The sequence below is a fragment of the Streptomyces sp. NPDC101118 genome (assembly GCF_044759445.1).
Lineage (GTDB): Bacteria > Actinomycetota > Actinomycetes > Streptomycetales > Streptomycetaceae > Streptomyces.
The window spans coordinates 78,748-101,055 of the sequence record NZ_JBIVZG010000008.1; the positions used below are offsets into that span (position 1 = coordinate 78,748).

24 protein-coding genes are annotated in these 22,308 nt (G+C 75.9%); 17 read left to right on the forward strand and 7 right to left on the reverse strand.

From position 1 onward, the window contains the following. Positions 1-93 precede the first annotated feature (93 nt). The 6 genes from ACIQUQ_RS15755 (at position 94) to ACIQUQ_RS15780 (ending at position 6,499) form a co-directional block, all read left to right on the forward strand. Positions 94-1,380 carry a sensor histidine kinase gene (locus tag ACIQUQ_RS15755; RefSeq protein ID WP_403975829.1) on the forward strand — a complete coding sequence of 429 codons (1,287 nt, stop codon included), beginning with the start codon at positions 94-96 and terminating at the stop codon, positions 1,378-1,380. A 68-nt stretch (positions 1,381-1,448) separates the two neighbouring features. Beyond that, a complete protein-coding gene (locus ACIQUQ_RS15760) occupies positions 1,449-2,114 on the forward strand; it encodes a response regulator (protein ID WP_403976278.1) in 666 nt (221 codons plus the stop codon). A gap of 539 nt (positions 2,115-2,653) precedes the next feature. Then, a complete protein-coding gene (locus ACIQUQ_RS15765; protein ID WP_403975832.1) occupies positions 2,654-2,932 on the forward strand; it encodes an SHOCT domain-containing protein in 279 nt (92 codons plus the stop codon). A gap of 714 nt (positions 2,933-3,646) precedes the next feature. After that, positions 3,647-5,245 (forward strand): beta-N-acetylhexosaminidase, encoded by a 1,599-nt coding sequence (locus tag ACIQUQ_RS15770; protein ID WP_403975834.1) that lies wholly within the window; start codon positions 3,647-3,649, stop codon positions 5,243-5,245. Positions 5,246-5,290: 45 nt separating this feature from the next. Next, positions 5,291-5,770 carry an Lrp/AsnC family transcriptional regulator gene (locus ACIQUQ_RS15775; RefSeq protein WP_399948181.1) on the forward strand — a complete coding sequence of 160 codons (480 nt, stop codon included), beginning with the start codon at positions 5,291-5,293 and terminating at the stop codon, positions 5,768-5,770. Positions 5,771-5,815: 45 nt separating this feature from the next. Further along, positions 5,816-6,499 (forward strand): HAD family hydrolase, encoded by a 684-nt coding sequence (locus ACIQUQ_RS15780; RefSeq protein WP_403975837.1) that lies wholly within the window; start codon positions 5,816-5,818, stop codon positions 6,497-6,499. Positions 6,500-6,638: 139 nt separating this feature from the next. Here the strand turns inward: ACIQUQ_RS15780 and ACIQUQ_RS15785 are convergent, their stop codons facing one another. Then, positions 6,639-7,328, reverse strand: coding sequence for a MerR family transcriptional regulator (locus ACIQUQ_RS15785; protein WP_403975840.1), 690 nt, complete (start codon positions 7,326-7,328; stop codon positions 6,639-6,641). A gap of 117 nt (positions 7,329-7,445) precedes the next feature. Here ACIQUQ_RS15785 and ACIQUQ_RS15790 point away from each other — a divergent pair, with 117 nt between their 5' ends. From ACIQUQ_RS15790 to ACIQUQ_RS15800, 3 genes are all read left to right on the forward strand, one after another. Then, a complete protein-coding gene (locus ACIQUQ_RS15790; protein ID WP_403975843.1) occupies positions 7,446-8,393 on the forward strand; it encodes a hypothetical protein in 948 nt (315 codons plus the stop codon). A gap of 4 nt (positions 8,394-8,397) precedes the next feature. Next, positions 8,398-9,384, forward strand: coding sequence for an NAD-dependent epimerase/dehydratase family protein (locus ACIQUQ_RS15795; RefSeq protein WP_403975846.1), 987 nt, complete (start codon positions 8,398-8,400; stop codon positions 9,382-9,384). Between the two features lie 156 nt (positions 9,385-9,540). Then, positions 9,541-10,083 (forward strand): DapH/DapD/GlmU-related protein, encoded by a 543-nt coding sequence (locus tag ACIQUQ_RS15800; protein ID WP_403975850.1) that lies wholly within the window; start codon positions 9,541-9,543, stop codon positions 10,081-10,083. Between the two features lie 446 nt (positions 10,084-10,529). Here the strand turns inward: ACIQUQ_RS15800 and ACIQUQ_RS15805 are convergent, their stop codons facing one another. Further along, positions 10,530-10,907: a hypothetical protein gene (locus tag ACIQUQ_RS15805; RefSeq protein WP_403975852.1), complete on the reverse strand. Its 378-nt coding sequence runs from the start codon at positions 10,905-10,907 to the stop codon at positions 10,530-10,532. Between the two features lie 127 nt (positions 10,908-11,034). Further along, complete coding sequence (locus ACIQUQ_RS15810; protein WP_403975855.1) at positions 11,035-11,826, reverse strand: hypothetical protein; 792 nt, start codon at positions 11,824-11,826, stop codon at positions 11,035-11,037. A 323-nt stretch (positions 11,827-12,149) separates the two neighbouring features. Between ACIQUQ_RS15810 and ACIQUQ_RS15815 the strand changes: the two genes are divergently transcribed. Genes ACIQUQ_RS15815 through ACIQUQ_RS15825 form a run of 3 tightly spaced genes read left to right on the forward strand, consistent with a single transcriptional unit; the run spans position 12,150 to position 13,130 of the window. After that, positions 12,150-12,395, forward strand: a complete 246-nt coding sequence (locus tag ACIQUQ_RS15815) for a hypothetical protein (RefSeq protein WP_403975857.1) — start codon at positions 12,150-12,152, stop codon at positions 12,393-12,395. A gap of 16 nt (positions 12,396-12,411) precedes the next feature. Further along, positions 12,412-12,876: a hypothetical protein gene (locus tag ACIQUQ_RS15820; RefSeq protein WP_403975859.1), complete on the forward strand. Its 465-nt coding sequence runs from the start codon at positions 12,412-12,414 to the stop codon at positions 12,874-12,876. A 29-nt stretch (positions 12,877-12,905) separates the two neighbouring features. Next, positions 12,906-13,130 (forward strand): hypothetical protein, encoded by a 225-nt coding sequence (locus tag ACIQUQ_RS15825; protein ID WP_403975862.1) that lies wholly within the window; start codon positions 12,906-12,908, stop codon positions 13,128-13,130. Between the two features lie 75 nt (positions 13,131-13,205). Here ACIQUQ_RS15825 and ACIQUQ_RS15830 read toward each other — a convergent pair whose 3' ends face one another. The 3 genes from ACIQUQ_RS15830 to ACIQUQ_RS15840 all read right to left on the reverse strand — a co-directional run bounded on the left by ACIQUQ_RS15830 (position 13,206) and on the right by ACIQUQ_RS15840 (position 16,279). Then, a complete protein-coding gene (locus ACIQUQ_RS15830; RefSeq protein WP_403975864.1) occupies positions 13,206-13,622 on the reverse strand; it encodes a hypothetical protein in 417 nt (138 codons plus the stop codon). Between the two features lie 89 nt (positions 13,623-13,711). Continuing rightward, entirely contained in the window at positions 13,712-15,544 is a 1,833-nt protein-coding gene (locus ACIQUQ_RS15835; RefSeq protein WP_403975867.1) for a hypothetical protein, read from the reverse strand. A gap of 165 nt (positions 15,545-15,709) precedes the next feature. Next, positions 15,710-16,279, reverse strand: coding sequence for a helix-turn-helix domain-containing protein (locus tag ACIQUQ_RS15840; RefSeq protein WP_403975869.1), 570 nt, complete (start codon positions 16,277-16,279; stop codon positions 15,710-15,712). A gap of 152 nt (positions 16,280-16,431) precedes the next feature. Between ACIQUQ_RS15840 and ACIQUQ_RS15845 the strand changes: the two genes are divergently transcribed. The 4 genes from ACIQUQ_RS15845 to ACIQUQ_RS15860 all read left to right on the forward strand — a co-directional run bounded on the left by ACIQUQ_RS15845 (position 16,432) and on the right by ACIQUQ_RS15860 (position 20,143). Next, the gene (locus tag ACIQUQ_RS15845) at positions 16,432-17,193 is read left to right on the forward strand and encodes an ABC transporter permease (RefSeq protein ID WP_403975872.1); all 762 of its coding nucleotides are present in this window, start codon (positions 16,432-16,434) and stop codon (positions 17,191-17,193) included. Then, positions 17,190-17,915, forward strand: a complete 726-nt coding sequence (locus ACIQUQ_RS15850; RefSeq protein WP_403975875.1) for an ABC transporter ATP-binding protein — start codon at positions 17,190-17,192, stop codon at positions 17,913-17,915. The genes ACIQUQ_RS15845 and ACIQUQ_RS15850 overlap by 4 nt, the downstream gene beginning before the upstream one ends. Positions 17,916-17,991: 76 nt before the next feature. After that, a complete protein-coding gene (locus tag ACIQUQ_RS15855; protein WP_403975877.1) occupies positions 17,992-18,984 on the forward strand; it encodes an ABC transporter substrate-binding protein in 993 nt (330 codons plus the stop codon). 49 nt (positions 18,985-19,033) lie between these two features. Beyond that, complete coding sequence (locus ACIQUQ_RS15860; protein WP_403975879.1) at positions 19,034-20,143, forward strand: aryl-sulfate sulfotransferase; 1,110 nt, start codon at positions 19,034-19,036, stop codon at positions 20,141-20,143. Here ACIQUQ_RS15860 and ACIQUQ_RS15865 read toward each other — a convergent pair. Continuing rightward, positions 20,113-21,087 (reverse strand): tellurite resistance/C4-dicarboxylate transporter family protein, encoded by a 975-nt coding sequence (locus ACIQUQ_RS15865; RefSeq protein ID WP_403975881.1) that lies wholly within the window; start codon positions 21,085-21,087, stop codon positions 20,113-20,115. The genes ACIQUQ_RS15860 and ACIQUQ_RS15865 overlap by 31 nt on opposite strands. 208 nt (positions 21,088-21,295) lie before the next feature. Between ACIQUQ_RS15865 and ACIQUQ_RS15870 the strand changes: the two genes are divergently transcribed. Beyond that, positions 21,296-22,267, forward strand: a complete 972-nt coding sequence (locus tag ACIQUQ_RS15870) for a DUF1996 domain-containing protein (protein WP_403975883.1) — start codon at positions 21,296-21,298, stop codon at positions 22,265-22,267. Positions 22,268-22,308 lie beyond the last annotated feature (41 nt).

Here is a 22,308-nt window from a genome sequence, read left to right on the forward strand (position 1 = left end):
CGGGCGTCGTGTCGGGCCGTACTCCCCGGGGAGTACGGCCCGACACGACGCCCGGCCGACGCGCCCGCCGCCGGGCGCCCCTAGCGTGGTCGTATGGACGACCAGCGGGGGCCCGCGCACGGCCGGCGACGGGACGGGTGGCGGGACCGGCGGGACGAGCGGGCGGAGCGGGCGGAGCTTCGGGACGGCCGGGCGGAGCGGCGGGACTCCTCGGCGCCGTGGACCGCGGGCCCGCCCGGGCGGCGGGGGCGGCCCGTGCGCGCCGCGCTGCTGGTCGCGCTCGTCGCGCAGGCCGGCGCGGGATGGGCCGCCCACGCGCAGCCGGAGGCGCGGCCGGTCGACGTCTGGGCCCGGCTGCTGCTCCTGGCGGGCCCGGTGCTGCTCGTCTGGCGGCACCGCCACCCGGTGCCGGTGGTCTTCGGCGTCTGCGGCGTCACCCTCGCGTACCTGGCCGCGGGGTACCCATACGGGCCGGTGTTCCTCGCGGTGGTGGTGGCCGTGCCGGCGGCGGTGTCCGCCGGGCACCGGTACGCGGCGTGGACGGCGCTGGGCCTGCTCTGGGCCGGTCACCTGCTGGTCGCGCACTGGCTGTACCGGTGGCTGCCCCCGGCAGGGGACGGGCCGGGCTCGTGGACCGCCGAACTGGGGGCGACGGCCTGGGTGCTGGTGCTGGCGGCCGTCGCCGAACTGGCCAGGACCCGGCGCGAGCGGGCGGTCAGGGAGCGGGCCGAGCGGGCTGCCCGGGAACGCCGCCGGGCCGACGAGGAGCGGCTGCGGATCGCCCGTGAGCTGCACGACGTGCTGGCCCACAGCATCTCGGTGATCAACGTGCAGGCCGGGGTGGGGCTGGCGCTGCTCGACAGCGACCCGGAGCAGGCCCGGTCCGCGCTCACCACCATCAAGACGGCCAGCAAGGAGGCCCTGGGCGAGGTGCGGCAGGTGCTGGACGCGCTCCGGGCGCCGGGGGCGGCCCCCCGTACCCCGGCGCCGGGCCTGGCGGAGCTGCCGGAGCTCGTGGCGCAGGCCGCCGCCGCGGGGCTGACCGTACGGGTGGAGCGGCCGGATGCCGGCGCGTCCGGGGCCGGGGTGCCGCCGGCGACGGAGCTGGCGGCCTTCCGCATCGTGCAGGAGGCGCTGACCAACGTGATCCGGCACTCGGGGGCGCGTACCGCCCTGGTACGGGTGACCCGCGCGCCCGGGGCGCTGGAGGTGCTGGTGACCGACGGGGGCCCGGCCACCGGCACGGCCGCGGGCGGCAGCGGCACCGGGCTGGTCGGCATGCGGGAGCGGGCGGCGGCGCTGGGCGGCACCCTGGAGGCCGGGCCGGAGCCCGGGGGCGGGTTCCGGGTGCGGGCGGTGCTGCCGGTGGAGGAGGGGTGAGCGGGGTGGGAGGTGCGAGCGAGGCGGGCGGCGCGCGTGGGATGGACGGCGCGGGGGGCACGGGGGGCGTGATCCGGGTGCTGCTGGCCGACGACCAGCTGCTGGTGCGGGCCGGGTTCCGGGCGCTGCTGTCCGCGCAGCCGGACGTCGAGGTGGCGGGCGAGGCCTCCGACGGGGCCGAGGCGGTCCGGCTGGCCCGCGAACTGCGGCCCGACGTGGTGCTGATGGACATCAGGATGCCGGTGCTCGACGGCCTGGCGGCCACCCGCGCGATCACCGGCGACCCCGCGCTCGCGGAGGTGAAGGTGGTGATGCTGACCACCTTCGAGCTCGACGAGTACGTCTTCGAGGCGCTCAGGTCGGGCGCCTCCGGCTTCCTCGTGAAGGACACCGAGCCGGAGGAACTCGTCCGTGCGGTCAGGGCGGTTCGGGAGGGCGACGCGCTGCTCTCGCCCGGTGTGACCCGGCGGCTGATCGCCGAGTTCGCCGCGCGGTCGAAGGCGCCCGCGGCCGTCGCGCCGCTGGAGGCGCTGACCGAGCGGGAGCGGGAGGTGATGGCGCTGGTGGGGATGGGCCTGACCAACCAGGAGATCGCCCGCCGTCTGGTGGTCAGCCCGCTCACCGCGAAGACCCACGTGAGCCGGACGATGGTGAAGCTCGGCGCCCGCGACCGGGCCCAACTGGTGGTGCTGGCGTACGAGTCGGGGCTGGTCAGACCGGGCTGGCTGGACTGACGGGGTGGGGGCGGGGCCGGGTGCCGGTAGGGGGAGGCCGGACGCGGGGTGCCTCTGAGGGCGGGGTCGGACGCGGTGCCGCTGGAGGGGCCCGGTCGGACGCCGGGTGCCCCCTGGGGGTCTGGCGCCCGGGTGCCGGGGGCGGGGGCCGTCGGCCGAGCGCCGGGGGCGGCTACCGGCGGCCGGGCCCCGGGGGCGAGAGCCGTCGGCAAGGTGCCGGGGGCGGGTACCGGCGACGGGGTGCGCAGGCAGGTGTCATCGGCCGGGTGCCGGGGGCGGATACGGGCCGACGGGAGCCGGAGGCGCGTGCCTTGGGCCGGATGCCCGGACGGGTGCGGCCGGGCAAGTGCCCTCGGCTGACGCGCTGCCGCGGGCCGGGGGCTCGTACGCCCGGGCCGCTCGCGCCGCGGGCCCGTACTCCCCCGGGAGCAGGCACGGTGCCGCCGGGTGGACGACGACGGGAGGGGTGGGGCGGGGCGAGTCTCGAAGGGTCACGGCGTCCACCCCGGACGCCGGCGCCATCGAGGAGCTGAACGACGGTGAACACCCTCGCGTACGACGGGCCCGGCCCGTGGATCCTTTTCCTCCCGCTCGTGTGGACGGCTGTCGTCATCACCGTGGTGACCGTGCTGCGCCGCACGGTGTGGCGCGGCAGGCGCGGTCCGTGGCAGGGCCGCGCGGTGCACGGCGAGCACTCGCCGATCGCGATGCTCGGCCGGCGGTTCGCCTCCGGCGAGATCGACGAGGACGAGTACTGGCGACGGCTGTCGGTACTGGACGAGCAGTTCGGCCGACGCCCCGAGGACGCCGGCCTCTGACCCCGCATCCCGGCCCGCCGCGGTCATCGCGGCCGGCCGGCCCACCCGCCGTGGCGGCGGTCACCCGAGGCGGGGAGCCCGCCCGCGGCGGAGCCGGCGGGGCTGACCCGAGGCGCGGGCTGACCCGAGGCGAAGGACAGGCTGGTCCGGAGGCAGGCACTGCGGGGGCCCTGCCGCGACGGGGTACCAGCCCAGAGCGGGGCGTCGGCCCACGGCCGGCGGACGTCGCGGGCGAACTCGCGGCGTACGCAGACACGGGACGCCTGCGCGAGCGGGACCCCGGCCCAAGGCCGAAAGGCGCCCGAGGCAAGGGCCGCTCCAGGGCGGGACACCCGCTCGCCGTGGGAGGCCCGCCCAGGACGGGGCCCACGCGGAGTGGGAGGCCCGCCCACAGCGGGGCACTCCCTCAGTGGGAGGCGCCCTCAGCGGGAGGCGCCGTCAGGGTGCGGCGCACGTCAGGGTGCGGCACGTCAGGGTTGGGGCCGGGGCGGCGCGGGCGTGGGGGCGGTGCCCAGGGGGTCGGCCTCGGAGCCGCGGGCGGGTCGCGCAGGCCCGGGACCTGCGGGGATGCCGGTACCGACCGGGGTGCCGGGGGCGTTCGGGTGGGTCCCCCGGTGCCTTCTGCCGGAGAATGGCCCCTGGAGCTGTTGCCCGCGGCCGACCACACGGCCGCCGCCCGGACCACGGACGCGCACCCCTTCGGAGGGACCGCCAGTGAGACAGCACAGGACCGTCCTCCTCACCCGCCTGCTGGCCGCCCTGATCCTCGCGCTCGGGGCGGGCACGGCATCGGCCGCCGCCGCCCCCGCACCCGCCGCGCCCGCGGCTCCGGTGCCGCTGGGGCGGGTCGTGCCGGTCCCGGTCTCGGTGGCGCCCGCGGGCAGCCCGTACACGCTCGGCGACGCGACGGTCATCCGGGTCGACGCGGGCTCACCGGCGGCCCAGCGGGTCGGCGAGTGGCTGGCGGCCCTGCTGCGGCCCTCGACCGGCCTCGCGCTGCCGGTGGTCGCAGGCGCCGGGACGGACGGCATCCAGCTCCGCCTGGGCGCGGGCGACAAGGCGCTGGGGACCGAGGGGTACCGGCTGGTCAGCGGTCCCGGCACGGTCGCCGTCACGGCCAACGCGCCCGCCGGCCTCTTCCACGGGGTGCAGACCCTGCGGCAGCTGCTGCCGCCGTCCGTCGAGGAGCGCACCCGGCAGTCCGGCCCCTGGCAGGTCGCCGGCGGCACGGTGCGGGACTTCCCGCGCTACCCGTACCGCGGCGCGATGCTGGACGTGGCCCGGCACTTCTTCACGGTGGAGCAGGTCAAGCGGTACGTCGACCAGCTCGCCCTCTACAAGATCAACACCCTGCACCTGCACCTGAGCGACGACCAGGGCTGGCGCATCGTGGTGGACTCCTGGCCGCGGCTGGCGACGTACGGCGGCTCGACCGAGGTGGGCGGCGGGCCCGGCGGCCACTTCAGCAAGGCCGACTACCGGGACATCGTCGCGTACGCGGCCTCCCGCCACATGGAGGTCGTGCCGGAGATCGACACCCCCGGGCACACGACCGCGGCACTGGCCTCGTACGCCCAGCTGAACTGCGACGGCGTGGCCCCGCCGATCTACACCGGCACGCAGGTCGGCTTCAGCTCGCTGTGCGTGCCGAAGGCGGTCACCTACAGCTTCCTGGACGACGTGCTGCGGGAGCTGGCGGCGATGACTCCCGGCCGGTACCTGCACATCGGCGGGGACGAGGCGCAGTCGACCACGGCGGCGGACTACGCCACCTTCATGGGCAGGGTGCAGCCGCTGGTGACGAAGCGCGGCAAGACGGTGATGGCCTGGCACCAGATCACCGAGGCCCGGCCGGTGGCGGGCGCGGTGGCCCAGTACTGGGGCATGGGCGGTACGGAGACGAAGCTGGTGGCGGCGGCGCGGACCGGGACGCGGGTGGTGATGTCGCCGGCGAACCACGCGTACCTCGACATGAAGTACAAGGCGGGCGCCCCGTTCGGCACGGAGTGGGCCGGGTACGTGGAGGTGGACAAGTCGTACGCCTGGGACCCGGCCACACTGGTGCGGCAGCTGCCCGCCTCGGCGGTGCTCGGCGTGGAGGCCCCGCTGTGGTCGGAGACGATCGACAACAGCGACGAGATCGAGTACCTGGCCTTCCCGAGGCTGCCCGGCATCGCGGAGATCGGCTGGTCCCCGGCGGCCACGCACGACTGGAGCACCTACCGGACGCGGCTGGCGGCCCAGGGGCCCCGGTGGGACGCGATGGGGATCGACTACTACCGGTCGCCGCTGGTCCCCTGGCCCGCGGGGTAGGGTGCCGAGGCGTTTTCGATCTTCTTCAGAGAGGCCGGGCGGACCATGGCGGTCGACGAGCTGGACACCCGGATCCTGCGGCTGCTCATCGAGCAGCCGCGGACCAGCGTGCGCGAGTACGCACGGATCCTGGGGATCGCCCGGGGCACGCTCCAGGCGCGGCTCGACCGGCTGGAGCGGACCGGGGTCGTCACCGGCACCGGCCCGGTCCTCTCCCCCGCGGCGCTCGGGCACCCGGTGCTGGCCTTCGTACACATCGAGGTCACGCAGGGGCACCTGGACGAGGTGGGCGACGCGCTGGCCGCCGTACCCGAGATCATCGAGGCGCACTCGATCACCGGCGGGGGCGACCTCCTGACCCGGGTGGCGGCCCGGGACAACGCCCACCTGGAGGACGTGATCCAGCGCCTGATCAGGCTCCCCGGGGTGGTGCGGACCCGGACGGAGGTGGCGCTGCGGGAGCGGGTGCCGCACCGGCTGCTGCCGCTGGTGGAGTCCGTGGGCCGGGCAGCCCGCAAACCCTGACATCCTTGAGGGGACAGGACAGAACCGGCAGGACGGGCGCAGCGGATGATTTCCGTCATATTCGATCTCGACGGCACCCTCGTGGACAGCGAGCCGAACTACTACGAGTCGGGTCGCCGGACGCTGGCACGGCACGGGGTCGAGGGGTTCACCTGGGAGGAGCACGCGGCCTTCATCGGGATCGGGACCCGGGAGACCCTGGAGGTCCTCCGGGCGCGGTACGGGCTCTCCGTGCCGGTGGACCGGCTGCTGGCCGAGCAGAACGCCGCCTACCTGGAGCTGGCGCGCGCGGCCACCGAGGCCTATCCGGAGATGCGGAAGTTCGTCGAGCGGCTGCAGGCGGAGGGTGTGCCGATGGCGGTGGCCTCCGGGTCGTCACGGGAGGCCATCGAGGCCGTGCTGGCCGGGACGGGGCTGGCGCCGCTGCTGCCGGTGGCGGTCTCCGCCGAGGAGGTCGGGCGGGGCAAGCCGGAGCCGGACGTGTTCCTGGAGGCGGCCCGGCGGCTGGGCGCGGCACCGGGCGACTGCGTGGTGGTGGAGGACGCGGCTCCGGGCGCGCGGGCGGCCCACGCGGCCGGCATGGGGTGCGTGGTGGTCCCGTACGTGGCCGGGACGGCCGGCGACCCGGCGTTCGCCACGGCGGGGCTGCTGTTCCCGGGAGGCCAGGCGGAGTTCACGGCGGAGGCGGCGTACGCGTGGCTGCGGGAGCAGGGGGCGGCGCGGGGGTGACCCCGGCGCGGGGCTCGGAACGGGGGTGACCCAGGCGCGGGGCGGGGGTGACCCCGGCGCGGGGCGGGGGTGACCCCGCCCGGGGGCGCGGCGCGGGGCGCTTGCCGGTGCGCCGCGCCGCGCCCCCGCCTGCCGGGACTTACGGTTCCACCGCATCCGGTGCTGCCGCCCCGGGCGCCGGCGCCCCCGCTTCCACCGCCTCCGTGCCGTACGTGCGGGCCGAGGCGTCGACCTGGGCGAGGCGGCGCAGGGAGGCCAGCAGCGAGTCGCCCAGGACGGTGCCGACCACCACCCGTTCCACGAGGTCCTCGCGCTCGACGCGCCGGGCGACGTAGGCCAGGTCGGCCGCCGCGACGCCCTCGGCCGCGGCCGCCAGGTCGTCGAGCCAGTCCAGGTAGTCCTCGTGACCCACGGCCATGAACGAGGCGACGGTCGCCGTGAGCGCCTCGGTCCAGCGGTGTTCCGGCGGCACCTGCCAGCCGCGCCGCGCGATGAGGTCGCGTACCACCTCGCGGGCCTCGTCCAGGTGGTCCCGGCCGGGCCCCTCGGCGACCACGGGGGCGACGGTCCTGGCCACGTCGCCGAGCATCTCGTGCACCGGGCGCCCGCTGTCCGCCACGGCGTCGACCACCTGCCGGACCGCGGCCACCGACAGTCCCCCGACCTCGATCAGGGCGCGGATCAGACGCAGCCGGCGCACGTGCGCCTCGCCGTACCGGGCCTGGTTGGGGCTGGTCAGCTCGCCCGGGGGCAGCACCCCCTCCCGTACGTAGAACTTGATCGTCGGTACGGGGATGCCCGTGGTCCGGCTGAGTTCACCGATGCGCAACGCGCCGTCTCCCTCGAAATCGCTTGCACTGTCCGACCCCATCATAGATAGTGGCGCTATCAGATAGCGGCCAGTGCCACTATCCATAATTTCACCGGGGGAACTGGGGGAACCGCTATGCCTCGCTTGGCCGGATGGCACCGTCCGCTGCTCTTCTTCACCGCCGCGATGGGCGTGCTCGCCGTGGTCTGCGCCGTCGGACTCGTGGCCGACGACCGGGTGCTCGTGGGCGCCCCGATCTGGCACAAGCCGCTGAAGTTCTCGATCTCGTTCGTGCTCTACGGGCTGACCCTCGCCTGGATGCACTCGCTGCTCACCCGCGGCCGGCGGACGAGCTGGTGGGCCGGCACGGTCATCGTGGCCGCCGGCGTCGTCGAGATGGCGGTCATCGTGGGGCAGGTGGTGCGCGGCAAGCGCAGCCACTTCAACCAGGAGACCGCGTTCGACTCGATGCTGTTCCAGATCATGGGCAGCACGATCGTGGTGCTGTGGCTCGCCGCGCTGCTGCTCGCGGTCCTGCTGTTCCGCCAGCCGCTCGCCGACCGGGCCACCGCCTGGGCGATCCGGCTCGGCTCGGTCGTCGGGCTGGCCGGGCTCGCGGTCGGCTTCCTGATGGTGCGGCCGACGCCGGAGCAGCTGGCCGTGGCGGACAGCCCGGCCATCGGGGCGCACAGCGTGGGCGTGCCCGACGGCGGCCCCCACCTGCCCGTCACCGGCTGGGCCGCCACCGGCGGCGACCTGCGGGTGGCCCACTTCGTCGGCATGCACGCCCTCCAGGCCCTGCCGCTGCTCGCCCTGGTCCTGGTGTACGCCGCCACGCGCGTCCCGCGGCTGCGCGACGCCACGGTCCGGCTGCGGCTGGTGTGGGTCGGTGCGTCCGGCTGGACCGGGCTGTTCGCCCTGGTCACCTGGCAGGCGCTGCGGGGGCAGGCGCTGACCCGGCCGGACGGGCTCACGCTGGCCGCGGCCGGTGTGCTGGTCGCGGCCGTGGCGGCCGGAATCGTCGTCACGCTTACGCGGTCGGCGAAGCCGTCTCGCGTGTCGGCGCCGGAGGTGGTGGGCTGACGCCATGGAGATCCTGATTCTGGGTGGTACCGCCTGGCTGGGGCGGGAGTTGGCGCAGCAGGCGGTGGCCGCGGGGCACCGGGTCGTCTGCCTGGCCCGCGGGGAGAGCGGTCCGGTGGCGGAGGGCGCCGAGCTGGTCACCGCGGACCGGAGCGCCCCGGGCGCCTACGAGGCGCTGGTGGAGCGGGAGTTCGACGCGGTCTTCGAGGTGTCCTGGCAGCCGGGGTTCGTCCGGGAGGCGCTGGACGCGCTCGCCGGCCGGGCCCGGCACTGGACGTACGTCTCGTCGGTGAGCGCGTACGCCGACCACGGGCGGGTCGGCGCCGACGAGTCCACCCCGCTGCTCCCGGCCGCGGTACGGGCGGAGGCGGACCGCGAGGAGTACGGCGGGGCCAAGGTCGCCTGCGAGGAACTGAGCGCGGCCGCGGCCGGGGACCGGCTGCTGGTCGCCCGGGCCGGGCTGATCGGCGGCCCGGGCGACCACAGCGGACGCTCCGGCTACTGGGTGGGGCGCGCGGCGCGGGACCCCGAGGGTCCGCTGCTGGTGCCGGCCGTGCGGGACGTGCCGACGCAGGTGGTCGACGTACGGGACCTGGCGGCCTGGCTGCTGGCCTCGGCGGCGGCCGGGCGCACCGGGACCTTCGACGCGGTGGGGCCGGTGCTGTCCTTCGAGGAATGGCTGGCGCTCAGCCGGGAGGTGGGCGGCCACACGGGCCCACTGGTCGCGGCGGACCGGGACTGGCTGGTGGAGCGGGGCGTCGGGTGGTTCATGGGTGAGGAGTCCCTCGCCATGTGGGCGGCCGAGCCGGGCTGGGAGGGCTGGGCGGCCCGCACCGGCGCGGCGGCACGGGCCGCGGGGCTGACGCACCGCCCCCGGTCCGAACTGCTGGCGGACACCCTGGCGTGGGAACGCGCCGAGGGCCTCGCGCGCCCGCGCCGCGCGGGCCTCTCCCCGGGCCGCGAACGCGAACTCCTGGCGGAGCTGCGGTAGCTCGGGGTGGCTCCGGACGTGCGCGGGGCGTGGCCGTGGCTGCGGCCGCGGGGAAGGTGCGGCGCCCCCGGGTCGTCGCGGGGCGGCCATCGGTCTGCGCGGCCGCGGCCGCCCGGCGTGCTTGCTCCCCGGCGGCCCGCCGGGGAGGATCACGGGATGTCCAGCGACCGGCTCATGCGCATCCACAGCCCCGAGTTCCAGGCCATGGCCGACCGGGTCCTGCAGGTCACCGCGCTCACCTCGCGCCTGAACGTGCTGCCCTTCGAGGACGAGGCGGGGAAGGCGGAGCTGTTCGAGCAGATCCTGGGCAAGCCGCTGCCGCCGAGGGTCACGATCTACCCGCCCTTCTACACCGACCACGGCCTCAACCTCGACCTGGCCGAGCGGGTGTTCATCAACCAGAACTGCACGTTCCTGGACTACGCGGGCATCCGGCTCGGCGAGCGCGTGATGATCGGCCCGAAGGTCACGTTCATCACGAGCGGCCACCCGGTCGACCCCGGGGAGCGGCGCGTGTACCTCACGGGGGCGCCCATCGACGTCGCGGAGAACGTGTGGATCGGCGCCGGTGCCACGATCCTGCCGGGCGTCAGCATCGGCCGTGACGCGGTGGTCGCCGCCGGCGCGGTGGTGGCCGACGACGTTCCCCCGGCCACCCTGGTCACCGGCGGCAAGGCCACGGTGCAGCGCAGCTGGTGACGCCCCGGGAAGGCGCCGCCGGTCCCGCCGGCGGCGCCCTCTCGACGGCCCTGAGCCGCCCTGCCGGGCGGGGAGGGCTTCGCGGACCTCGGGGGGTCGACCGGCGGCACCGCGCCGAGGGCGCGGAAGTCGAGGGTGATCCTGACCGTGGTCGTCTCCACGTCGCGCGTGCGGGGACGGGCGTCCCGAAGCCGATCCGGTGGCCGGAGACGGTCAGGTCGAAATCTGCAGAACCGGCGGCGGCCAGGGCGCGGTCCGCCGCGGCCTGCAGGGCCTCCCCCGGCGGTCTGGCCTCCAGTCGCCGCAACCGGGTGTCGGCCTCGACCTCCGCCGGCCGTGACGAGCCCGAGGAGCAGTGCCGGCCGTGCCCCGGCGTTGTGGTGCCACGCCCTCTTCCCCATCGGGCCTTCCCCCGCACTCACAGCGCCACGACCGGGTCCTGCACCCTAGTTGAGAACGGTCCTCGCGCCCTCGGGCAGGGTGATCCGCTCCACGCTGCCGAAGGACCGGAAGTCGAGCGTGACCAGGGCGCCGGCCAGCCGCGTGTGGAGCCGGACCAGGCGTCCGCGCTCGTCGAGCCAGGCGTCGAGGTGGGCCACGTGCACGCCGTTGCCGACGGGGATCGTCTGGACACGGCCGTTCATGCCGGGGAACGTGCGCTGCTGGATCTCGTCGACGGCCGTGACGGCCACCGTCGAGCGGTAGTGCGTGGTGGGCCAGCCCCGGACGGACTCCGGTCCCACCTTCTTGGCCTTCCCCTCCGCGCGGAGCGCGTTGAGGTACCACGGCAGCACGACCAGCTGCTTCTGGTCGTGCGACTCCACCTCGGGGTTCCACTCGCCCCCGTAGCCCGCCTGGCCGTCCGTGGAGCCCGGCGGCCCGCCCGGACCACGCCGTTGACGAGCCAGCGCGACATGGACGGGACCTCCGCTGTGATCCGGTTCCCGGACCCTAGTCGACCGGAAGCCGGCGCTTGCGGCGGGGGCGGCCGTGGTTGCGGCCGCGGCGGAAGCGGAAGCGGCCGGACGCGAGAGCGGCGGCGGTCTCCGGATGGCGGGCCTCCAGCTCCACGAGGGCCGGGTGCGGACCCTCCGCCTGCAGGCGCTCGGCGACCCGGTCGCGCCCCTCGTTCCTCCTGCGGAGCCGGTCGTCCCTGTCGAGCCAGACGAACTGGGCGGCCAGGGCCACTGCGGTGACGGCGGCCGCGACCCACTCCACCGTCCCCCTCGGCACCCGGTCGAGCAGCACGACGACCCCCAGCACCATCTGCATGGCCAGGACTGCCACGCCGAGTACGACCAGGCAGCAGGATCCGCGCTCCGGCCCGGGTTCCGGGAAGCGGGCCCGGCACGCGGCGAGGAACTCGTCGCGTGCCGGGCCGAAGTCCGGGTCGTTGGCGAGTACGTTGCCGAGCGGGGCGGGGGCGGTGCGGCGGCGCAGTGCGGCGAGCAGCGCGTCCGGTAGCGGGTGCCCGGCGCCGCGGGCCGGGTCCGCCCCGGCGGGGGTGACGGCGATGTTGCCGCGGCGGGTGACGGTCGCCAGCCCGTCCAGGAACAGCCGCGCGGCGGCGGCCTGGACGTCGTCCTCGGGCCACCACCTGTCGTGCACCGCGTGGTACGGGTCCACTGCGAGCGCGGCCCACCGCTCCGTCAGCCGCTGGTCCCGGCGGCGGTGCCTCGCGAGCCGGGCGTGCAGCAGCACGGCGACGGCCAGCAGGAAGAGGGCGAAGACGAGGCGGGTCATCGGACGAGCGTACGACCGGTCGGTGACAGCGCTGCGGGTGGGCCGAGCCAACTGGTTTGCCTGTCGGGTGGGTTGGGGCGGCCGAGGTGTCCGGGGCCGGGGTCGAGGCGAGCCGGGCGTCGTGCGGTTCGGCGGCGCTCGTACCGCCCGGCACCCGCCCGTACCGCCCGGCGGCCCCGGGCCCCCCGGCCCCGGCCCCGGCCCCCTGAACTGCCGCAGCCGACTGCCGGTCGGGGCACCGGGACGGACGTACGGTGCTCGGGTCACGGCGGGGCGGGCCCTGGGCGGCCTCCCCCGCACCCCTCGCATCCGGAAGAGGACCGATGAATCAGAAGCGACTGGCGGCCGGAGGGGCCGCGGCCGTCCTTGCGGCCGGTCTGGCCCTCACGGTGGTCGGCGCGGCCAACGCCGAACCCGCCGCGCGCCCCGAGCGCATCACGTCCGTGCAGCAGCTGCACGAGAGCCTCCGGCAGGCGGTCGAGCAGGAGCGGCCCCAGGCCCTGGCCGGCACCATCGGCGGCACCACGGGCCGCCTGGAGAACGTCACCGACACGCCCGCCGACAGCTGACATGGAGGTGCGCACCGTGGCAACCGACGAAGCGGCACCGACCTGGTGCCCAAGCGGCGCGGCGCACGCGCCCGAGTCCGTCGTCCTCGGCGTGCGGTCGGGACACGACGGCCAGGTGACCTACCTCGCCGACCCGGTGCCGGCGGCCGAGGTGCTGCCCTCGGTGCCCGAGGGCATCGAGCCGCGGCGCGTCCTGCGGTTCGCCTCGCACTGCGTCTCCAACTGCGTGAACCGGCGCGGCGACGACTGCACCCTGATCGAGCGGGTGCTGACGCTGCCGGTGCGGGAGGAGACGCGTGCGGTGCCGCGGTGCCACCTCCGTACGCAGTGCCAGTGGTGGCGGCAGGAGGGCGTCGACGCCTGCCACCGCTGCCCGGCCGTGGCGACGAAGAACTACACGGACGACGAACTGGCCACCCTCGTCGCGGACCCGAGCACGACGCCGGAACAGCTGGCGGAGTGGATCGCGGCCGCGCGCTGACCCGTACCACCGACCCCGAGGAGGGGCCCATGAAGCACACCCGGCTCACGGCGCGCGGCGCGGCCGCGGCCATCGCCGCCGGTCTCGCGCTGACCGCGCTCGGTGCCACCACCGCCGCCGCGGCGCCGAAGGCGACCCGCATCACGTCCGCGGAGCAGCTGCACAGCAGCCTCCGGCAGGCCATCGCGCTGGAACTCCCCCGGACGGGCGGCACGCTCAACACCGACCCCATCGGGAAGGAAGTGAACGCCTGACGGCCGACAGCCGACAGCCGGCGAGCGGCGGTCCCCGGTCCTGTCCCGGTCCGGGTCCCGCCGCCCGCGTCGCGGTCAGCCGCCGCCCAGCAGGGCGGTGATCGCCCCCGCGAAGGCCCCGGCGGCAGCCTGCAGGGCGGTGCCCGCGGCCAGCGCCGAGAGGGCCCCGGCGAGGTTGCGCAACGGGCCCGGCTGGGCATCCGGTACGGAGAGCTGCTCGCCCGCCTCGTCGGCGAGGGCCCGCAGCGCCGCCGCGTTGGGCAGGTCCGCGCCCTGTGCGTCCAGGGCGGCGCGGAACTCCGCGAGCCGCTCCCGCACCTCCGCCGGCGTGACGGTGCCGGGCACGGGGCCGGCGTACTGGGCGACGTGGGTGACGTCGCGCCCCACCACGTTCTGCACGGGCCCGGAGTTGTGCCCGCCGATGCTCACTCCCGCGCCGTGCGGTGCGGGCGGCGGACCTCCTGGCTCCCCCGCGGGGCGGCGTCCGGTCACGGGGTCCTCCTCGTGGGGTGGCGGGTCAACGGCTCCTCCTCGTGGGACGGCGGGTCAACGGCTCCTCCTCGTACGTCCGGTGCACGTCCTCATTGCTGGCTGACGCCGGCGGCGGCCTGGCCCGCGGCGACGGCCTGGATCGGCGCGGTGTTGTCCCCGAACACCTGGATGGCGTTGATCACGGTGGCCACCTGCTTCTCGTAGAGCGTCGTGTCGACCCCGCGCTCCTTGAGGAACTCGGCGACCGTCCGAAACGCGCAGGTCTCCATCAGGACCACGTGCCGGGTCGCGTCGTCGCTCTGGTGCATGTCGAGGATCTCCTCGAACGAGTACCGGTCGCGCAGGCTGACCGGGTCCTTCTCCTCCCGTCGCCGCGAACGCGGCCCCTTGCCCGCCGCCCGCCGCCACAGGGCTCCGGTACGGGCCGCCGCGTCCAGCACGGCCTGGGCGGCGAGCCAGCCCGCCAGCCTCGGGCCGCGCAGCCGCAGCGGGTTGGCCAGCACCAGGAACTCGTTGTAGAGCGGGGTCATCACGTGGGGCCTGAGGGTGAGCCGCAGGTCGCCCGCCTCCAGCGCGCAGTGCACGAAGGCCGTCACGACCACCTGTCCCGACCAGCTCACGGTCTGCGCGCGGAGGTAGATCCGCTCGGGGTGGCTGGTCGGTGAACGGCGTCCCTGGCCGCGGGGGTCGGGCACCCCGCGCTCGGGCTTGCGGATGTGCAGCAGCCAGAGCGGGGCCTGGAGCGCGACCACCCGGTCCATGGTGAAGCCGGGCAGCGGGTCGGTGATCTCCGCTTCGCCGCGGCCGAGTTGGCGCAGCGACTCCCCCAGGTGGCCCAGCAGCTCCTCCTCGGTGAAGGGCGTGACCTGCGCGCCCTTCTCCTTGGGACGCAGCGGGATCGCGAAGTGCGCGGCGTGCCAGGTCTCGCGCCCGGCGCCGATGAAACGCTGGGTGGCCTCGTCGTACGGCAGCCAGGCGTCGTCCGCCTCGGCGAGCCGGGCGATCTTCCGGGCGGCCAGGACGCCGGCCCAGGGCCGGGGCACCGGGGTGCCGCGCCCGTGCTGGAGGGCGGCCAGGGAGCGGAGCACCACCAGCCGGTCGACGAGGCAGACGGCGGTCATCGCCCCGAGGTACGCGAGGGGCAGCCAGATCATCCAGCCGACGGTGCCGGGCCGCGCGCCGGCCGTGTCGTTGGCGGCCAGGATCCAGGGCACCACCAGCACGGCGAGCGGGAAGAAGCCGACCCCGCGCGTGGTCCAGGCGAGCCCGAGGCTGAGCAGGACGGCCCCGCCCCAGAGGACGGCCGCTTCGGGGCGCAGCCAGGCCAGGAACAGCAGGGCCAGCAGGACGGCCGCGCGCCGCAGGCGGCGCAGCCGCCGCGCCCGGACGCTGTGGGCGACCACGGCGGGCAGGTCGAAGCCGTAGGAGGGCACGGCCCTGACCGGCCCGTGCAGGACGTGGTCGACGACCCACTGGGCCACCGACTCGCCCAGCGGCGGGCAGTCGTCGCTGCCCTCCAGGAGGATGCGCCGGCGGTGGCTGCGCCGCGGTCTGCGCTCCTGGGCCCCGCGTCCGCGCGCCTTCCGCCAGGCGCGCTTGAGGTCGCCGATGCGGTTCGGGCGGGCGTACACCGACTGGCAGAGCAGGCGGGTGACGTCGGACGCCTCGGGATCGGGCGCCTCGGGATCGGGCGGCCCGGCTGCCGGGCCGGCGGGCTCCGGGGCTCCGGTGGCGAGGGCCGGAGGTCCGTCGGCCGCCTGCTGCGCCGGCAGGTCCGGTGCTCCGGACGGCAGGTCCGCCGGTCCGGGCGACGCCTCCGGCGGTCCGGGCGACGCCTCCGGTCCGGGCGACGCCTCCGGCGGTCCGGGCGGCACCTCCTGGGCCGTTGCGGCCGGCGGCTCCGCCGCATCGACCGGCGCCACAACTCCGCTGCCAGATGCTTCAGTTGTAGCCGCGTACGGCTCAACTGACCTTGTCACATGTTCCGTTGCGCCCGTAGGCAGCTGTTCCTGTGCCATGGCTCCCCCCGTTCGGCCGTGGCGGGCCATTTTCACGGGGAACGCCACCGCACGCCAGGGGGGAACCGGTCAACCGGCCGCGATGACCAGAAGCGTGCGGGCCGCCCCCTCCGAGGCGAGGCGGCAGCGGTGCGGCACGTCACCGCGGTGGTGGGCGCTCTGGCCGGCCCCCAGCGTCAGCGGCTCCTCGCCCTCGACCTCCAGCACGACTGCACCCTCCAGCACGTACAGGAAGTCCTCGCCCGGGTGCTCGAACCAGCCGCGCTCACCCTGCCCCGGCTCGAAGTGGTGCTCGTACGCCTCCATCAGCCCGCTGCGCCCGCCGGGGATCAGGACGCGCGCCACCTGGCCGGCGGCCTCCGCCACCCGGATCACCTGCGGGTCGGACTCGTGGCTCACCGCGCCCGGGCGCGCCGGGGGGCGCAGGAACGTGCCGGGCGCCACGTCCAGGGCCTCGGCGATCCGGTAGATCGAGCTGAGGCTCGGGCTGGTGAGGCCGCGTTCGAGCTGGCTGAGGAAGGGCTGCGAGAGGCCGGACCGGGTGGCGAGCTCCGCCATCGCGACACCGCGCCTCTTGCGGCAGTCGCGGATCACCTGGCCCACCACGAGGGCTTCGGGCGTGGGTTCGGGTCGGGACACGCAGGTGAACGTACCCCATCGGGCCGGAGGCGCCATCGGCGACGATCACCGGCCCGGCAGGTTTCGTACTGCCGCAACACTCCCTTCATAAGTCTCGTCAATTATTGATCCTGCTTATAGCTGCCGATGAGCGCCGATGAGGAGTGCCACCCGTGTCCGTCCCCGATCTCCGCCGCCTGCTGCCCCCGCTGGGGGCCGCCGCGGCCGTCCTGGCCCTGTGGTCGGCCCTGGCCTGGTCCGGGGCCGTGGCGCCGGGGCTGCTGCCCGGCCCGGCCGAAACGTTCCGCGCACTGGCCGGGTCCGCCCGCAGCGGCACGCTGGCCGAGGACCTGTCCGCGAGCCTGGCGCGTGCCGGGCAGGGCTTCGCGCTCGGGGCCGCCGCGGGCAGCGTGCTCGGGTTCGCCACCGGGTACCTGCCGCGCCTGTCGGCCCTCGTCACACCCCTGGTGTCCTTCCTCCGCCCGATCCCCGCGATCGCGCTCGTGCCGCTGGCCACCGCGTGGTTCGGGATCGGCGAGGACGCGAAGCGGCTGCTCATCGCGTACGCCGTGCTGCTGGCGGTCTGGCTGTACGTGCACGACGGCGTCTCCCGCGTGCCGGTCAGCCACCTGCGGGCGGCGCGCTCGCTCGGGGCTCCGCTGCACCGCCGGTTCGCCGAGGTGCTGCTGCCCGCGGCGGCGCCCTCACTGCTGGCCGCGCTGCGCTACGGGGCGTCGGTGGCGCTGCTCGCGCTGGTGGCGGCCGAACTGGGCGGGGCCGAGAGCGGGCTGGCGTACCGGCTGCAGGTGGACGGCCAGTTCCTGCGGGTGGACCGGGTGTTCGCCGGTCTGCTGGTCCTCGGGCTGGTGGGCGTCGCGGTGGACCTGGTCCTCGCGGCGGCCGGCCGCCGGATCGTCCGCTGGGAGGCGTCGTGAGCCTCGGGGTCCGGCTGGAGGGCGTGTCCGTCGGCTTCGGCCGGGGCGGGCGCGGGGCGCCGGTGGTGGCGGGGGTGGACGCCGAGTTCGCCGCGGGGTCGTTCACCGCCCTGCTCGGGCCCAGCGGCTGCGGGAAGTCCACGCTGCTGAACGCGGTGGCGGGGTTCGTGCGGCCCACCGCGGGCGGGATCACCGTCGGCGGGGCACCCGTCACCGGGCCGGGCCCGGACCGGGGCGTGGTCTTCCAGCAGTACGCGCTGTTCCCGTGGCTGAGCGCCCGCGGGAACGTCGAGTTCGCCCTCAAACGCCTTGGGCTGACCCGCTCCGAGCGGCGGCGCCGGGCCCTCGAAGCGCTGGCCGAGGTCGGGCTGGCCGAGGGCGCGGAGAAGCGGCCGGGCGAGCTGTCCGGCGGCATGCAGCAGCGGGTCGCGCTGGCCCGGGCGCTCGCCGCCGAGCCCGAAGTGCTGCTGATGGACGAGCCGTTCGGGGCGCTCGACCCGCTGACCCGGGGCCGGATGCAGGGTCTGCTGGCGGACCTCTGGCGGCGGGCCGGCACCACGGTGCTGTTCGTCACGCACGACCTCGACGAAGCCCTCGCCCTGGCCCAGCGGGTGCTGGTGCTGGGCGGCTCCCCTGGTCGCGTCCTCGCCGACCACGAGGTGCCGCCGGGCGGCCCGGACGCCGGACTGCGCGCCCGCGTGGCGGCGCACCTGGGCGCCTGACCGCACCCGCGGAGCGCCGTCCCCGACGGGCCCCGTCACACCCCCACTTCCCCCCCTACTCCCCAAGGAGATCCTCGTGTTCAGACCCCGCGCCCTGGTCGGGCTGCTGACCGCCGTACTGCTCGCCCCCCTCACCGCCGCCTGCTCCGACGCCGGTTCGGGCGGGGCCGGCGGACCCGCCGTGACCGTGGCGGCCAGTGACCACCTCGGCGGCGCTCCCGTGTACGTCGCCCAGGAGCGCAACCACTGGGCCGCCGAGGGTGTGCGGGCCGACGTACGGACGCTCCCGACCGGGCGGGACGCGCTGAACGCCGTGCTGGGCGGCCAGGCCGCGTACGGCGTGGTCGGCGACCTGCCCGCCGTCACCGCGGCCCTCGGCGGCCGGGACGTCCGGGTCGTGGCCGAGCTGTCCACGTTCACCGACTGGCGGCTGCTCACCCGCACCGACCGGGGAGTCACCGGCTTCGACCGGCTGCGCGGCAAGCGGATCGGCGTACCCCGCGGCACCAACGTCGAGTACGCGCTCTCCCGCATGCTCACCGCCGGACGGCTCACGGCCGCCGACGTCACGCTCGTGAACCTCGCTCCGAACCAGGTGCCCGCCGCCCTGGCCCGCGGGGACGTCGACGCCGGGGTCACCTTCCCGAGCTTCTACGACGCCACGCGCACCGCCCTCGGCGCCCGCCACGCCGAGCTCCGCTTCACCGGCTACACCGCCCGCACGCTCCTGGTGTCCGGCCCCGGCGCCGAGGCCGGCCGGACCACGGCCCTGCTGCGCGCCCTGCTGCGGGCGCAGCAGGAGCTGGCCGCGGACCCGGCGGGCGCGCGGAACGCCGTACTCGCCCAGTCCAAGGGGGCGCTGCAGCCCGCGTACGCCGCCGCGTTCCAGCCCCGCTATGCCTACCGGGCCTCGCTCTCGCCCGCCCTGCTGCGGCAGCTGCACGAGGAGGGCGTCTGGGCCAAGTCCGCGCAGGGGCTGCCCGGGTCCGCCGACGAGGCCGCACTGCGGAAGGTGCTGGACCCGGCACCGCTGAGGGCCGCCGACCCGGCCGCCGTCACCCTCCCCTGAACCCCCACCGCCCCATCCGTCCGACCAGTTCCCTGAAGGAGCCCCACCCGTGACCGTCGACCAGAACACCCTCCGCCGCCGCGGCCTCGGCCTGCGCGCGCACGACCCGGCCCGCAGCTACGGCGGGTACACCCTCTACACGCCCATCGCCGGCCCCGGGGAGGTGCACCTGGTCGACATCGAGGGCCGCACCGCCCACACCTGGCGGCTCCCCCACCCGCCCGGCCGCCACGGCCGGCTGCTGCCGAACGGCAACCTCTTCTACCAGGGCAAGGACACCTCGGGCCCGAGCCTCTTCCCGATCTGGGACGTCTACCACGGCGGCATCCTCCAGGAGGTGGCGCCCGACGGCACCGTGCTGCGCGAGGTCCGCCACCCGTACCACCACCACGACGCGTCGGTGCTGCGCAACGGCAACCTGCTGATCCTCGCCGTCGAGCCCCTCTCCCCCGCCGACGCCGCCCGCATCCGCGGCGGCATCCCGGGGTCCACGGCTCCGGACGGGCGGATCTGGGGCGACGTGGTGTACGAGCTGACCTGGGACGGCGAGGTCGTCTGGCGCTGGGCGGCGATCGAGCACCTGGACCCCGAGCAGACCCCGCTCAACCCGCACTTCGCCCGCGAGCACTGGCCCATGGCCAACACCGTCAACGAACTCGCGGACGGCGGGGTGGTGGTCGGCTTCCGCAGCGCCTCCACGACGGTGGCCGTCGACCGCGCCGACGGCTCCGTGCGCTGGCGCATCGGCCCGGACGTCCTCGCCCAGCAGCACTATCCGCACGAGCTGGCCGGCGGGAACGTCCTGGTCTTCGACAACGGCACGTACCGCGACACCACCTCGGTGCCCTACTCCCGGGTCCTGGAGCTCGACCCGGTCAGCGGGGCGGAGGTCTGGTCGTACGAGGACAACCCGCCGCAGAACTTCTACAGCCCCTACATGTCCAGCGCGCAGCGGCTGGCGAACGGCAACACCTTCGTCGCGGAGGGCTCCTTCGGCCGGCTCTTCGAGGTGACGCCCGACGGGGACGTGGTCTGGGAGTTCGTGGTCCCCGAGTTCGGCGCCTTCGGGCAGGGCGTGGGCCTGGAGTCCTCGCGCGGCGCCCAGAACGCCGTCTTCCGCGCCTACCGCTACGCGGCCGAGGAGATCCCCTGGCTCTGATTCCGGCGGCGCACGGAGAGCACCAGCCCGCCGGCGGTCACCACCCAGAAGCCGAGGGCGATCCACAGCAGCACCCGGCCGGTGCTCTCCAGCCAGTCCACCCCGGTGGCCGCGGCCGTGGACAGGCAGGCCACCGAGGTCATCCCGAGGGGGAAGACGGTGGACCAGCGGCGGATGTCGTAGGCGGGGCGCGGCCAGCGGGCCTCGGCGAACAGCAGCACCACGTACCAGGCCAGGTCGAGTCCCATCAGGACCAGGGTGGCGGTGCGCAGCACGTCGTGGGCGGTGCCGGTCCAGACGGGCGAGGCGGTCAGCTTCGAGCCCGCGAGCGCCGAGATGGCGAGCGCGCCGCCGGCCACCCACTGGTCGCCGAGGCCCTCGCGGACCTGCCGGAAGTCGAAGCGTGCCAGCGCCTCGCCGTAGAGGACCAGGCCGAGGAGGAAGCAGGCGAGGGCGGCCCGGGCGAGCCATTCCCCGTGCCCGGCGAGGGAGAGGGTGCCGGCGAGCACGGCGAGGGCCTGGGTGGCCACGCAGGTGAGGAACGCGGCGCCGGGCATCCCGCGGTGCCAGTGCCTGACCACGGAGAGGAGGAGGAAGGGCCAGACCAGGGTGGCCAGGGCCAGCAGCCCGTACGCGAGGCCCGGCCAGTCGTGGAGGCTGGCGCGCACCCCCAGGACGGCGGTGGCGGCGACGGCGGTGAGCGCGGGCGGGGTGTCCGCCTCGGAACGCCATCTGCGCCGGTCCTCGAACAGCCGGGAGACGAACTCGCCCGCCAGCAGCACCCAGGCCAGGCCCGCGAGGGCGAAGGCGACCAGCGAGAGCGGCTCGTAGCCGGTGAGGTGCAGGCCGACGGAGATGATGCCGGTGGCCATGACGAAGGCTCCCGCGGCCGGCGGGAGGTCGGTCCACCAGGGCGGGGGCGGCTGCTGCTCACGTTCGCGCATCCTCCCAGCGGAACCCGGCGGGCGGCGTGCCGCCATCCGGGTGGTCCACCCGGGGCACCGGCGGGTCCGCGGGCGGCGGCCGGGCGGCGGGCGTACCTGCCTCCGGCAAACGCCGGATGGCGGGTTCCCGCTGCTCACGGGCCGGATCCGAGCCGCATCGGCCGGCCGTGGTTGACGCGCCGGGCCGGCAGCGGGGACGGTGACCGCCATGGGGATGGAACGCAGGGTCACGGCGGTGCTGGCGTGCCTGGTCCTGGGCGGGGGCCTGAGCGCCGCGGGAGCGCCCGGGGGCGGGCGGGGAGAGGTGCCCGCCGTGCCGCTCGACGCGCCGGTGGCGCACGGCCCGGACGCGTCGACGGGCCGGGTGGTGGCCGACTGCGGGCGCAACGGGGAGCGGCACTACAACGAGGACAACCTGGTCGTCTCGCCGGGCGTGCGGGCCGGCGCGCACCACACCCACGCCTACGTGGGCAACCTGTCCACCACCGCGGCGTCCACCGACGCGTCCCTGGCGGCGGCCGCGACCAGCTGCCGGGACGGGGACCGCTCCACGTACTACTGGCCGGTGCTGCGGCGTACGGACCTGCCGGGCCGGGAGGCGTACGAGCGGGCCGCCGGCCACCACGGCAACGCGGGCCGGATCCTGCGCGAGGCCGCCGTCACCGTGGAGTTCCGCGGCAACCCGGTGAGCAAGGTGGTGGCGATGCCGCGGTTCCTGCGCGGGATCACCGGCGACGCGGTGGCCCACACCGCCGCCGACGCCTCCCGGGTGCGGGCCGCCTGGGGCTGCGCCGGCCTGCCCGGGCTCGCCACGGTGCGGTACCCCCGCTGCCCCGGCGGCGACCGGATCACCCGCACCCTGGTCTTCCCCAGCTGCTGGAACGGGCTGGACACCGCGGCCCCCGACCACCGGGCCCACCTCACCTTCCCCGCGGGCAACGGGGCGTGCGCGCCGGGCACCTTCCCGGTGCCCGCCCTGCGTCTGTCGCTCGTGTACGAGCCCGTCCCGCCGGGGACGCCCCTCGCGCTGGACTCGTTCCCCGAGCAGCAGCACAGCCCGCGGACCGACCACGCCATGTTCGTGAACGTGATGGACCCGGCCGCGATGGAGCGGGTGGTGGACTGCATCAACTCGGGCCGCAGCTGCCGCGGGTCCCGGGATTCCTCCGGATCCGGGTGAACCGGAGGCGCTCCCCGCGCGTGTTCCGCACGTAACCGAGC

Bases quoted from the DNA above. Each gene is read 5' to 3' on its own strand.
- ACIQUQ_RS15790 (WP_403975843.1), top strand. From the start codon at position 7,446: ATGCCTCGCTTGGCCGGATGGCACCGTCCGCTGCTCTTCTTCACCGCC.
- ACIQUQ_RS15775 (WP_399948181.1), top strand. From the start codon at position 5,291: ATGGCGGTCGACGAGCTGGACACCCGGATCCTGCGGCTGCTCATCGAG.
- ACIQUQ_RS15865 (WP_403975881.1), bottom strand. From the start codon at position 21,087: ATGCGCGAACGTGAGCAGCAGCCGCCCCCGCCCTGGTGGACCGACCTC.
- ACIQUQ_RS15795 (WP_403975846.1), top strand. From the start codon at position 8,398: ATGGAGATCCTGATTCTGGGTGGTACCGCCTGGCTGGGGCGGGAGTTG.
- ACIQUQ_RS15755 (WP_403975829.1), top strand. From the start codon at position 94: ATGGACGACCAGCGGGGGCCCGCGCACGGCCGGCGACGGGACGGGTGG.
- ACIQUQ_RS15810 (WP_403975855.1), bottom strand. From the start codon at position 11,826: ATGACCCGCCTCGTCTTCGCCCTCTTCCTGCTGGCCGTCGCCGTGCTG.
- ACIQUQ_RS15825 (WP_403975862.1), top strand. From the start codon at position 12,906: ATGAAGCACACCCGGCTCACGGCGCGCGGCGCGGCCGCGGCCATCGCC.
- ACIQUQ_RS15870 (WP_403975883.1), top strand. From the start codon at position 21,296: ATGGGGATGGAACGCAGGGTCACGGCGGTGCTGGCGTGCCTGGTCCTG.
- ACIQUQ_RS15800 (WP_403975850.1), top strand. From the start codon at position 9,541: ATGTCCAGCGACCGGCTCATGCGCATCCACAGCCCCGAGTTCCAGGCC.
- ACIQUQ_RS15815 (WP_403975857.1), top strand. From the start codon at position 12,150: ATGAATCAGAAGCGACTGGCGGCCGGAGGGGCCGCGGCCGTCCTTGCG.
- ACIQUQ_RS15780 (WP_403975837.1), top strand. From the start codon at position 5,816: ATGATTTCCGTCATATTCGATCTCGACGGCACCCTCGTGGACAGCGAG.